11 protein-coding genes and 2 tRNA genes are annotated in these 12222 nt (G+C 46.0%); 1 reads left to right on the top strand and 12 read right to left on the bottom strand.

Translation table 11 applies throughout. The annotated features are described in order from the left end of the window. Positions 1-10 precede the first annotated feature (10 nt). Positions 11-1258: a lysine 2,3-aminomutase gene (locus HP399_RS14600; RefSeq protein WP_007727235.1), complete on the bottom strand. Its 1248-nt coding sequence runs from the start codon at positions 1256-1258 to the stop codon at positions 11-13. Between the two features lie 77 nt (positions 1259-1335). Continuing rightward, positions 1336-5841 (bottom strand): edeine non-ribosomal peptide synthetase EdeP, encoded by a 4506-nt coding sequence (edeP, locus tag HP399_RS14595; protein ID WP_173619498.1) that lies wholly within the window; start codon positions 5839-5841, stop codon positions 1336-1338. Between the two features lie 302 nt (positions 5842-6143). On the opposite strand from edeP, the gene edeQ reads away from it, so the two are divergent. Next, complete coding sequence (gene edeQ / locus HP399_RS14590) at positions 6144-6581, top strand: edeine self-resistance N-acetyltransferase EdeQ (protein WP_173619499.1); 438 nt, start codon at positions 6144-6146, stop codon at positions 6579-6581. A 166-nt stretch (positions 6582-6747) separates the two neighbouring features. On the opposite strand, the gene HP399_RS14585 is transcribed toward edeQ, so the two are convergent. From HP399_RS14585 to HP399_RS14540, 10 genes are all read right to left on the bottom strand, one after another. Beyond that, positions 6748-6829 (bottom strand) — tRNA-Leu (locus HP399_RS14585). A gap of 45 nt (positions 6830-6874) precedes the next feature. Then, a tRNA-Tyr gene (locus HP399_RS14580) sits at positions 6875-6959 on the bottom strand. A 92-nt stretch (positions 6960-7051) separates the two neighbouring features. Then, positions 7052-7369 carry a hypothetical protein gene (locus HP399_RS14575; protein ID WP_173619500.1) on the bottom strand — a complete coding sequence of 106 codons (318 nt, stop codon included), beginning with the start codon at positions 7367-7369 and terminating at the stop codon, positions 7052-7054. A 66-nt stretch (positions 7370-7435) separates the two neighbouring features. After that, a complete protein-coding gene (locus HP399_RS14570; RefSeq protein WP_173619501.1) occupies positions 7436-8002 on the bottom strand; it encodes a thioredoxin family protein in 567 nt (188 codons plus the stop codon). Between the two features lie 27 nt (positions 8003-8029). Beyond that, positions 8030-8200, bottom strand: a complete 171-nt coding sequence (locus HP399_RS14565) for a YycC family protein (protein WP_173619502.1) — start codon at positions 8198-8200, stop codon at positions 8030-8032. Between the two features lie 276 nt (positions 8201-8476). Continuing rightward, the gene (locus tag HP399_RS14560) at positions 8477-8785 is read right to left on the bottom strand and encodes a hypothetical protein (RefSeq protein WP_173619503.1); all 309 of its coding nucleotides are present in this window, start codon (positions 8783-8785) and stop codon (positions 8477-8479) included. 104 nt (positions 8786-8889) lie between these two features. After that, entirely contained in the window at positions 8890-9087 is a 198-nt protein-coding gene (locus tag HP399_RS14555; RefSeq protein WP_173619504.1) for a hypothetical protein, read from the bottom strand. 172 nt (positions 9088-9259) lie between these two features. Continuing rightward, a complete protein-coding gene (locus HP399_RS14550; RefSeq protein WP_173619505.1) occupies positions 9260-9793 on the bottom strand; it encodes a TlpA family protein disulfide reductase in 534 nt (177 codons plus the stop codon). 23 nt (positions 9794-9816) lie between these two features. Further along, entirely contained in the window at positions 9817-10527 is a 711-nt protein-coding gene (locus HP399_RS14545; RefSeq protein ID WP_173619506.1) for a cytochrome c biogenesis CcdA family protein, read from the bottom strand. Positions 10528-10977: 450 nt separating this feature from the next. Further along, complete coding sequence (locus HP399_RS14540) at positions 10978-12204, bottom strand: efflux RND transporter periplasmic adaptor subunit (RefSeq protein ID WP_173619507.1); 1227 nt, start codon at positions 12202-12204, stop codon at positions 10978-10980. Positions 12205-12222 lie beyond the last annotated feature (18 nt).

Genomic DNA, 12222 nt, shown 5'->3' with positions numbered 1-12222 from the left:
CCTGACTCCCTTACCGAACAGCTTCACTCGGCAGGTTCTCCACGATCTCCCCATCTGCATCCACGTACGGCAATCCATTGTGTTTGAACACATGGTCGAGACAATACATCTCTCCCTGCTTGTAGTCCAAAATCATCAGGTCTTCTGACCGGGTTGGGATTAATTCCTTCAACCGCTCTGGAAGATAGTCTGGTCCAACCGCTTGATGCCATTTCAAAACAATTTTTTCAGGGCGCTCAGCTGTCGGATAAAAACCACAAATCTCTAATTTTCCAAAATCGTGTGAAGTAAGAAGTACCCCTTTTTTCTCTAGTCCTCCCAAATTACGTTTGGACTCGGCCACATTCCGGAACGCCTCGTCAAGTGGAATGGCATACTGCTCGACTCCTCTGACTGGCATAAACACTGTCAAATAATACGAAATGATTCGATTATCGAGAAACTTGCGCTGCAAGTCGATCAAGGTCTCGACAGAATCGTTTACTCCGCGAATGATGGCAGGCTGTCCACGAATCTGTACACCGACGGACAGTAGCGCTTGCGTTGCTTGGATCGAAACATCGCTTATTTCCCCGGGATGGTTGAACTGAGAAATCACACTTACCTGCTTGCCAGGCGTCTGTCTTACTTGATCAAAGAACGCTAGCAGCTCTCCGTCGAGAAAACGAGCGGGATCATAGGCTAGAGCCTTGGTGGCAAAGCGAACGAGTCGAATACTCTTCACACTCAATAGAGCGCTAATCAGCTTGATTAAGTCAGAGCTTTTACGGAAGGAAGCCGGATCTCCGCCAGTAAAGAGAACATTATCGATATACGGATGAGCTTCCAAATACTGCACTGCCCTTTCTGCTTTTTCCATGATATTGGTGTATCCAATATCCTCGTGGCGAATTTCGTTCACTTTATAGCAGAACTGGCAGTTAGCAATACAAAAGTCGTCGATGTGAAGCAACAATGTCTTTTTGTACTTGTGTTGCAGGAAAGCTGTTTCATCCTGACGGTATGACTTATTACCATACGGATCAAAGCGGCCTTTATAGGGTTTCTCTCCCGGTGGCGGAAGTACGATATTGATCATCTGGGTACGATAAGGCTCTGATTGACTCGCAATCAACTCGGCATAATAGCGAGTCACCTTAAATGGCATATAAGACTGCTCCAGTAACGCACTGCGTACTTCCTTCTCTGCTTCTGTAAAGCCGACAATTGTTGCGAATTCCTCAAATCCTTTTTTTCCCATTAATACCTTAACACTCAATGTAATCCCTCCCGTCATTCTTAAACACTCGTCGTTTTGCTTTCTCAGAACACTCGGTCAAGCATATGATTCGCTTGTTAACCAAACAGCAAATCCAGTTCTTTTTGTGTCAACTCCACATCTTCAAAATCCGATGGAGTAAATTCAGGGATCTCCTGAAGGCAGCAATGGTCAATGAGCTGCTCTAATTCATGGAAAAACAACGCAAGCAATTTCTCGATGGTCTCCTCGCGATACTTTCGCAAGCTGTACGTAACAGAAACCTGAAGTTCTCCTTGACGAATGAGAGCAGCCACGTCAAGCAGTGCTGTCAAATGATTACCCACTCCGGCATCAACCGCCAAGTTTCCTCCCATTAGAACCAGATCATCACTCAATTGATTATCAACGGTTCCCAGATAATTGAATCGAACATGGGACTTTTCCTCTGCCGCGAGCAGATGAGGCTTAAACCAGCCAAATCCAAGACCGCCCATCGGAATCTGACGTAATTTCTCCTTTACTGCTTTTAGGTGATCAGTCCGATTGGATGGATTCGTTTCGAACAGAACAGGATACATGCTGGTAAACCAGCCTACTGTCCTGGTTACATTCATCGCATGAATGGAAGACTCACGCCCATGCGACTCCATTACCAGTAAGAGACGCTCCCTCTCAAACACATCACACAATGTCCGGGTAAGTGCTGCAACCAATAGGTCTTGGGGACCCGTGTTGAACATTCGGTTGGCCGTTGTCAACAGTCGCGACGTTATCTCGGCTGAAAGTGTGCGTGTAGATGTAGCGCTGTATTCTACCAAGTCTTCGCCAAAATCGTAATCCGTTGGAAGTTTGTCTTCCGGGATGGAAAACATGTCCCAATATGCTTTTTCTTTGAATGCCTGATCCGACTGGTAAAAGGCGGAGACTTCCTTGATCCACGCTTGCATCGAATGTGTTTTATCCGGCAAGACAATCGGCTCATTCCGTTTCAGACTGGCCAAGGCGCTCATCAAATCTTCCAGGAGAATCCTCCAGGAGACACCGTCTACAACAAGATGATGGGCTGTCAGAAACAATCGCTGAGGTCGATCGGGACCTAATTCAAAGAGACAACCGGTAAACAGCAAAGATTCTTCCAGCTTGAAGCTAACAGCGCAATCTCTCATCGCCTCAAGCATCCTACTCTCCTGTTCTTCTTGCGGTAAGGAAGAAAGGTCGACGCAAGACACTGACACTCGGCTGGTAAGATGGCGCTCATTGTAAAAGAGCTTCTCCTCTTTTACAGAGTAATTGAGTCGCAAACAATCGTGATGGTTAACCAGTGCAGAAAGACTTGCTTCAAACTCCTCCAGCGTTACTTTTTCTTTGCTTTCAAGGAGCAACGACTGGTTCCAATGATCAGCATTGCGGAACTGTTGTGACAAAAACCAAGAAACGATAGGAGATGACGGTAACTCGCCAGTACACGGCTCTTGTGAGATCTGTTCCACTCCCCAGCTCCAGTCACTTCTCGTTTTTAGTTCTGCAATTGTGTCATAAATCAAGATGTCTCTTACCGGAATCTTGATTCCCCGCTGATGCAATCGATAGGAAACCTGAATCGCCTTGATCGAATCTCCCCCTAGTTGAGAAAACGGGTCATGTAGACCAAATGGCGAACGACCAAGCACGTCCTCGTACACTTCAACCAATAGCTTGTCAAACTCGTCACGAGGACTGGTTTCATCCTCCGCACCTTTTCTCTCAATGACAGGCTCGGGAAGCTGTTTTCGATCTACCTTGCCATTTGAGGTCAGCGGAAACTGTTCAAGCTGCACGATTTGCGAAGGGATCATGTATGCGGGCAATCGACTTGCCAGTTCTTCACGGAGCTCTTTTTCCCGGAAAGATGTTTCCGTGATCAAATAAGCACAAAGGTACTTACGCCCCCACGTATCCATTCGATCGATCACCACTGCCTCACGCACAGAAGAATGGCCAAGTAGCTGCTGTTCAATTTCCCCCAATTCAATGCGGTAACCATGAATCTTCACCTGATAGTCAGCCCGTCCCAGATACTCCATGACTCCATTTGGCCGATAGCGAACCAGATCGCCAGTCTTGTACATCACTTTACCTGGCTGAAACGGATCGGGTAGGAAACGCTCTTGAGTCAATTCCTCGCGGTTAAGATACCCCTGTGCCACACTATCTCCCGAGATAAATAGCTCTCCTGTCGATCCGATCGGGATTGGTTTCCCATATGAATCCAAAATGTAGAGCTGTACGTTGCTGATCGGATGTCCAATCGGCACAGAACCCTCGACATCGCTCTCTGGATCGTATTGATAGATCATGCAACCGACTACTGTCTCGGTAGGGCCATACTCATTGAGAATTTCGATTTGTCCGTTCCATTTCGCATGAATCGCCTCAGCCAGACTCACCTTCAAGTCCTCGCCGCCTACTATCACTCTTTTTACCGTAGTAGAACGCAAATCGATTTCTTGCAGCAAAAACAGATGCGCAGGTGTCAGCTTTACAACATGGGAACGTCCGTCGCTAAAGATGCGAGATAACACAAACTCTGAATCGGAGTGCGGATAGATCACCATCCGATTTCCCTTTACCAACGGGCAAAAAATGGACGTAACCGTCAAATCAAATGCCAGTGAGGAATAAAAAGCAAACGCTTCTTCAGGACAGGAGAGATATCGGTCTTTCGCCCACGAAATATAGTTGACTAACCCTCGATGAGTGACCATGACCCCCTTCGGATTTCCGGTAGAGCCTGAAGTATAAATGACATAGGCCAAATCCTCTGGCTGATTAACCGATTCCAGGCTTGCCCCATCATTGAGATACAGGGACGAATCACCGAGCTCCAGGATTTCTTTGGACCACGAAATAATCTCTGTCCGCGAGGTGTGACGAAGCAACAGGTCCGCTCCAGAATCAGACAGCAGGTATTCGATGCGCTGAGAAGGGAGTTGCGGGTCAATCGGAAGGTAAGCCCCGCCTGCTTTTAGCACGGCCAACAGCCCGATGATCATCTCTGGCGAATGATCTGCCAGCAGCGCAACAATTACACCAGGGCCAACTCCTCGCGTTCGCAACGACTGAGCGAGTCGATTCACTTGATCCTGCACTTCCTGAAATGTCAGCATGCGCCCCTCTGACTCCAATGCAACTCCCTGTGGCGAACGTTTTACTTGCTCTTCAAACAACTGAACAACCGTCTTCTCGCTGGAATAGGAAGCCGCAGTATCGTTCCACGTTTTGAGTTGTAGTGCCAACTCTTCGTCAGCAAGGAAGTTCAGATTGGACAGCGGGACTTCTGGATTCGAGATCATCTGATTGAGCAGCCTTACGAGATGATTCACTATTCGATCAACATCATTTTCCGTGTACTCAGCGATCTTATAATCCAATTCCAGCGTCAATTGTTCATCTGTAGCCCATTCCCTGATAATTACTTGGAGCGAATACAACTGGTGACCATTGTAAAACTCCTCATTCGTCACGGAGTGCCCGCCAAGGGTGAAGGGCAGCTGCGTGCTGTAATAATTTACACAAATCTGAAACAGGCTGTCATAGCCATGTTTCTTCAATTCCAACTCTTGAGCCAGCAAATCGTAGGGATATTTCTGATGAAAAAAACAGGAAGTGAGTTCCCTGTTAACATATTTGACATAATCGAAAGCATCCATTTCCATCGGAACTGCCAAACGAAATGGCATGGTGCTTGTGAACATCCCGAATATTTTGCGCTCCACTTTTCCTGAACGGTTTAACAACGGTGTACCGATCACGATTTCTTCTTGCCTCGTACAACGCTGAAGGTAAAGACTGACGAGAGCCACAAACATGGAATTTAGGGAGCATTTCATCTGGTTTGCAAACTCGCGTATTCTTGTAGAATCTTCACGGTTGAATGCATAGACTTTGCGCTTGCCTTCGGTTGTATCTGTTGCTTTTTGTAAGGTCGTGATCACGGGTAAGCTCTGAAACTTGTCCCGCCAGTATCGCTTGTCCTTTTCAAATCTCTCAGACTGAGAATAGGCATGCTCCCTGTCGACAAAAGCTTGATAAGCGTGTTCTTCTCCTACACGAACAGTACCGCCTGCCAACAACGTGTCATAATAGTGAGCAATTTGTTCTGTCATGATTGAGATGGACCAACCATCAGCAATCAAATGGTGAAACTTTACAAAATACCCCGCTTCTTCGTCACTCAGTTGAATCAGACAAAAGTAGAACAGAGGCTCCCGTCCAATCGAAAACGGCTTTGCAAACAAAGCCTGCAGGAATTGTCTGCACCGATCAGGGGCATTCGGTTCCTGTCTGAAATCAAACACCTGCAATGGCTGCGGTTCGTACTCTCCAACAAACTGAAGGACTGTCTCTTCTTCCTGATAGTTGAGTCGCAAAGCATCGTTCTTTTGAATGAACAGGTGAATGGCCGCTTCCAGTACATCCAGTTTCACTTTTCCTTGAACCCGCACCATCCCCCCTAGCGTATGGACAGGAAGCTGTGGATGTAATTTTTCCGTATACCAGATACGCTTTTGTGGATGACTTAAAGGATATCCGTCCTTCCATTGCTTCTTATCCTGATGCAATGCATTTCCCCCCTTTCTGAATTGTGCAGATGTAATCACAATTCAGATATGGCAAAAAATCTAATTGATTACAAATACTTCCATCCCAACTATATCGATGACTCTTCTAAAGTGTCAAATGAATTTTCCATTAAATGTTATTTCTGAAAATTAGGTGAATTAAACCTCTTTTTTCCTTTTTCTATCGCTTCATAAGAATGGAAAAAATTTTGTGCACACTATTGATTTTGTCTGTCTTTTCACGTAGGATAAAATGTAATATATTGGTAAAATCAAGCCCCTGGAAGGATGAATGTGATTAGATGTCTGTGACACTTCGTGAAGTAACCTTGGAAAACTGGGAAGAGTGTATTGAACTGGAACCTACTCCCGAACAAAGTGAGTTTGTTGCCCCGAACCTTTACTCCATCGCTGAAGCAAAGTTTCAAACTACATTTGTCCCTTTGGCCATCTACCATGATGACACGATGGTTGGCTTTGTCATGTATGGACTTGACCCCGACGATAGCAACTACTGGATTTACAGACTCTTAGTTGATGCTAAGTATCAACGGCAAGGCTACGGACGTGCTGCGATTTCGCAAGTCATTGATATACTGAAGGCAAAAGACGATTGTCAAAAAATTGTCATTGGTTATGCCCCAGCCAATGTCGCTGCCGAAAACCTTTACGCTTCACTCGGATTTCAAAAAAATGGCATGGTCCTGTTTGGCGAGACTATTGCAGAATTGAACTTTTAAACTAGCTATTTTCGCTCCCCAAAAATGAAACAGCGGCGACCTAAGACCTGAAAATCAAGTCTTAGAATCGCCGCTGTTTGAATTGTTTATTATTTTTCCGTAAACTAAAAAACACACCTTCCATGTGTCTGTAAACATCATGGTTAGTGTGCATTCGTTTTAGATATGGTGCCGGTGAAGGGACTTGAACCCCCACGGTTTCCCTCACGATTTTGAGTCGCGCGCGTCTGCCATTCCGCCACACCGGCATGTGAAACTATGAATAAAATAGCACATCATCGATAGAAAATCAATGGTGGGGAGAGACGGATTCGAACCGCCGAACCCGGAGGGAGCAGATTTACAGTCTGCCGTGTTTAGCCACTTCACTATCTCCCCACAGTATGTGCTGTCTATCTTCTGTGCCTACTCTCTTCAACCAGAAGCGACATTTATTAATTTACCATGAACTTTGTTTGACGTCAATATATTTATTTGGCTTGACTCTCTTTTTTCTCCAAGATTTCCTGTGCCCACTCGTGAAAGACGCGCAGTGCTTCGTCCACTTCTTGAAATGTTGCTTCTCCCTCACAGGAGTATTCCGGGAAGTCTAGTATGCGGTTTTTACGAATCTTCACTTGCTCTTCTTCGCATTTTATCTCCAAGAAGTAGGGAACGGATTCATCTATCCCATAACTATTTTCTAAAAACTCGTAGGTACGTACCCACTCCAGAATTCGAACTTCCGAAGCTTTTAACCGAAGCACCTGCTCCAAGGACATAATGGTTTCATTCCCGTAGTAATACATGTTATTCAGCCCTTCTGCATGAAAATGGACGGAGCCGTGACTCCGCCCTGTTATTGATGTGATAGATTAGATCGAGGAAATCAGCTCTCTCAGTTCTTTGACAATCACTTGCTGGTAGCCAGTGCCTTCTCCATACTGCTCGAGCATTTCGGCACGTGCCACTTTGATCTTGTCTTCATAATCTGGTGCATTTCGGTCCGGGTTTTGCTGTTTAAACGCCGTCATGACAGCTTGGACATGCTTCGGTCGAGGTCCCCATTTTGCCAGAACATGTCCACCCGTGTCCGCGAAAATAACAACAGGGATCGCCCGACCGCCCATCGTGAGAAACTCATCCATGAGATCGAGGTGTTCTTCCATCACCATAATTTCCACTGGCATGTCTGTTTCTTTCAAGGCATGCAATACGACTGGCAAGTTGCGAACGACGTCGCCACACCATTCCGCAGCCAAAATCAAGCATCTGAGGTCATCACGATGCTGGAGAGAGGCAAAAAACGCACGGTCTTGTTCATCCTCCCATGAAAATGCATCCGACCAGTTTTGGTATGTATCCTGATTTTTTGTCATGCTTTCCACAAACGCTTGTGGCTTGAGCCCCGTACGGAATTTATGTGCTACGTTTGCCCCCATCTTTTCTCCTCCTCGTATGTAATGAATCTAGTCTTGCTTTTCAGACTCTCCCTCATTTGCTTCTTTCTCTTGCTTTGCCAACTCCATCATTTTTTGTAACAAAATATGTTGCGGCATGTGCATGAGACGCTCTAAAGGTACCTGAAGTGCTTCGGCCAGCTTAACAGCCGTATCAGGTGATATTTGTAACGGTCGCATGTATTTCCACTCCTTCCGCTTGCTTTCATCAGTCCCTTCAGTATAATACACGGCAGTTAAACCTGCCAGCTTGGTATCTTGAGGCTCATCAGTTATCCCTGCCAACCACAGTGACCTGCGAAGGATCCTGGAAAAGCATATCCAGCAGTTCTTGTTCCAGCTTGTGCCAAAGGCGGAATCGCTTTGGAAGGCGAGAGCATGGGAACGTCCTCAACTGGGGGAAAAGGCTCAAATTACTGATGAAAATGGGTTAGTAGCTCCCCCATAGCCTTTGCTTCACGAAGTGGCAATTCCCATGGGTGATAGCTGCGCCGGAAAGCCTTTCCCTCTCAGTTCTTGGCTGAGTGTTAGACCAGTAAGCATCTCCTCGTAGCGAGTTTGTAAGCGCCATTTTGCATAAAAACGTTTTACATAATAACGTTGACTGCTTGTCCAAACGGAAAAGCTTTCTTCCCACAAGCCATATGCAATGCGTTCGATACACTCAACGTCTAATTGATAATGGTTTTTTACAGCTTCTCTCACCCGATCCGTAGGCAATTCCTCCTCCGATTTCTTTTGTTTAGGTCTCACTTCTACATGCAAATCGGCTTTTCCTCGCTTTTCACGCCAAAAAAGATAGTCCCTTTTGAATGAAAGTGAAGGGACTATCTCCCGTGAACCGTAAACTGCACTTCGAAAAGGACGAACTATGGCTTTTGTTTAGTCAAGATGCATGGTACACCAAAGCCGATCGCGCCGGGCTGGGACATCTGTTCCAGATATGCCAACCCTCGTGCACATTGCTGCTTGCATACTTGACATGTATGGGACGTTACGATTTTCAGCTGTACTTGATTGGGGTGCTGTCGCGAATTCTTCTTCTTTATCTTTTTGCCCTTGGCCATCCGCTTTCCTCCCTTTGCCCTGGATCACTCCAGTCTATGAAGGAGAACACCCCCGCTCTTTAGGCAAGCATACAAAATCAAGATAGTCACCTGCAAAATGGGCCTTGTCATTCGTGTCAACAAATAGAAAAAGCCGCCGGAGAAATCTCTCCAAGCGACTTATGAGCCTTCCCTATGGCTTTGGACTTAACAACTGGCGCAGTTCCAGCTCCAGTGTAGAGGCATCAACCATGCCGATTATCTTCTTTCGTACAATCCCATCTGCGTCAATCAAGTACGTAGTTGGGAACGCCATCACCTTGTAACGGTTCGACACGGTTCCAGCAACGTCCATCGGTATCGGAAATGTCAGCTTGTAATTGGTGACAAAGGCCATGGCTGCTTCAGGACTGTCATTACTCGTGACGTTCACGCCATACAGATCAACCTGTCCGCCGTATTTTTCATAGACTTTTTGTAAATCAGGCGCCTCCAGCTTGCATGGTCCACACCAGGAAGCCCAAAAGTTCAAGACTAATGGTTTCGTCCTTTTTCCTTCTACCTTGTACGTCTGCTGATCCAATCCTGTCAGTGTAAAATGAGGAGCCGCAAAGCCAACTTCCGGTTTTTGAACCTCTGCTACGATTGCGGCCGTTTCTTGAGGCTTTTCCCAAACAGCAAGTCCGACCCCCAATAATACGAGCACCGCGAGCAACAGCTTTTTCATTTTGTCACCTCTGCCCTACTGAGTTAGAATCCCGTAAAGCCTCCGTACATTTGAATGAGCACGCGTGTAATATCCGTCAGTTTATCTGTATACAGAAGAATACCAAACAAAATCATAATGGCTCCTCCGATTTTCATAAACAGGTCGGAATACTTCACAATCGCGTTCACCTTACTGATGAAGAACGTCATGACAAAAAATGGAATGGCGAAACCGAGTGTATACGCCAATGTGTAAGCCAGAGCGCTTGATGGATTGGAAACGCCCATGACGATAATGCCAGAAAGAATCGGTCCCACACAAGGTGTCCATCCAGCTGCATACGTCATTCCCACCAGTATGGACCCAGTATACCCCAATGGTCTCGATTTTAAATCGACTTTAAAAGAACGCATCATCCAATCCATTTTAAACACGCCAAGCATAACCAAACCAATGACAGCAAGCAAAATACCGCCCAGTTGACGAATTAAGTCCTGTTGATCGGTAAACAAGCTTCCGATCCAAGATGTAGACAGCCCGAGTGCAACGAAAATGATCGAAAACCCGACAATGAAGAAAAAGGTATGCAAGAAGGCTTGCTTGCGAAAAACCGCTCTCCCTTTCTTCACTTCATCTACCGTAACCCCAGTTATGTAAGACAAAAAGGACGGATAAAGCGGCAGGCAGCAAGGGGAAATAAACGAAAGGAAACCTGCTGCAAAAGCCAAAAACACAGTAATATCGCCAGTCATATGTAACCTCCGGTGGGTATTTTATCCACTATCTTCTCATTGTATCGAATCTTTTCCCCCTTCAAAAGTAGCAATGACACTTTGTCTTAAATCCGTGACAATTTACTTTACATAATATTCATTATGTCTTAAAACTCGGCACAAAAATTAACAATTGGATGGATAAATCTGGTCCACTTTAGAAAACAGATCAGATTTGTGACAAATGTGACATGTACCTGTCAGGATCGAAAGCGTGCAAGTATTTCTTCCTCCTGAGCGCAAAGCAGCTCATTCAGATCACCTTCACGTGCGATTTTGATATAGGTTTCAAACTGCGCAGGATAATCACCAGACTGTGGTTTTTGGAAGTACAGATGAAGACACCTCCCTTTTGGAATGAGACGAATACTTCCATTGTACACAAAAAAAGAGGCGGATGTACTCCGCCCCTTCCCTGCTATTCTTTTCTTACTGAATAGTGACTTTGCCGCCATCTTGAAGCAGTGTTTGCCCTTTTACCACGATCTTATCGCCGGCAGACAAGCCTGTCAAAATTTCGATCTGATCACTGGAGGATTTACCTGTAGTGACCTCGACTTGTTTTGCAGTGTCACCTTCCAGCTTGAATACATACTGCTTACCATCGCGATCAAATACTGCACCGCGCGTTACAACGATCGATGTTGCTCCACTTTCCCCAACCGATGGGAAGGTTACATTCACAACCATATCGGACTTCAGCTCATTGGATGGGTTTGGAATCGTAATCTCAACTGGATATGCCTTGAGATTTGTATCCATTACTGGACTCATCGCCGTTACTTTGGCATCAATCGTTTTTCCAGTCGATTGTACGTTTACTTTTACGGTAGTTCCTACTTTTACTTTTGTGATATCTGCTTCTGACAAATTCGCTTTTACTAGAAGTGGGTTCGTGTTCACAACAACCACAACCGGCTGCTGACCTGCCATTTGACCAACTGCGCCGTTTACGCTGGAAATATATCCGTTAATCGGAGACGTCACAGTCGCATTCGCTAATTGCTCACGAGCATTTTGTAGGCTTACTTGTGCTTGCTGTACAGAGGCTTCGGAAACTTGCACACTTGTTTTTTGTCCTGCAGATTGCACACCCTGCTGCGCGTTATCATAAGAGGTCTGTGCCGTTGTCAATTGGGAATTTGCCTGTTCCATCTGCTGAGCGGAAATCGCTCCTTGTGAAAAGAGCTGTTGCATCCGCTGCTGGTTTACTTTTGCATCCTGAAGGGCAGTTTCTGCCTGCTTCAGGCTATTTTTTGCTTGGACCAAACCTTGATCAGAGCTGCTGCCTGCTTGGTTTAAGCTCGCTTTTGATACGTTGTAGGCTGCTTCTGCTTGTTTAACACCGTTCACCAGATCTTTCTCATCGAGCTTGAACAATACTTGACCTTTTGTCACGTATTGGCCCAGTTTCACTGGCAGGGAAGAAATTTTCCCACCCATTTTCGGGGAAACTTGCACTTCCTCACTCGGCGCCAGCTTTGCCGTGAGACCAGAATCTGATACCACTGTGCCCGTTGCAACAGTTTCCACCTGTACAGGGGTTGCCGCTGCCACTGTTTCCGTAGGCGGCGTTTCCGCTTGCGGGCTGGAGCACCCTGCCACTAGCGAGATGGCTAGCAATGCCAAAATGACGGGTTTTTTACTTAGTTTCATGTATGTCCCTCCTCTTCC

Origin of the sequence: Brevibacillus sp. DP1.3A, from assembly GCF_013284245.2 — a bacterium.
Lineage (GTDB): Bacteria > Bacillota > Bacilli > Brevibacillales > Brevibacillaceae > Brevibacillus.
This window is presented reverse-complemented; position numbering and strand designations above follow the sequence as displayed.

Bases quoted from the DNA above. Each gene is read 5' to 3' on its own strand.
- HP399_RS14550 (WP_173619505.1), bottom strand. From the start codon at position 9,793: ATGAAAAAGCTGTTGCTCGCGGTGCTCGTATTATTGGGGGTCGGACTT.
- HP399_RS14555 (WP_173619504.1), bottom strand. From the start codon at position 9,087: ATGGCCAAGGGCAAAAAGATAAAGAAGAAGAATTCGCGACAGCACCCC.
- edeQ (WP_173619499.1), top strand. From the start codon at position 6,144: ATGTCTGTGACACTTCGTGAAGTAACCTTGGAAAACTGGGAAGAGTGT.
- HP399_RS14540 (WP_173619507.1), bottom strand. From the start codon at position 12,204: ATGAAACTAAGTAAAAAACCCGTCATTTTGGCATTGCTAGCCATCTCG.
- HP399_RS14545 (WP_173619506.1), bottom strand. From the start codon at position 10,527: ATGACTGGCGATATTACTGTGTTTTTGGCTTTTGCAGCAGGTTTCCTT.
- HP399_RS14570 (WP_173619501.1), bottom strand. From the start codon at position 8,002: ATGGGGGCAAACGTAGCACATAAATTCCGTACGGGGCTCAAGCCACAA.
- HP399_RS14565 (WP_173619502.1), bottom strand. From the start codon at position 8,200: ATGCGACCGTTACAAATATCACCTGATACGGCTGTTAAGCTGGCCGAA.
- HP399_RS14575 (WP_173619500.1), bottom strand. From the start codon at position 7,369: ATGTATTACTACGGGAATGAAACCATTATGTCCTTGGAGCAGGTGCTT.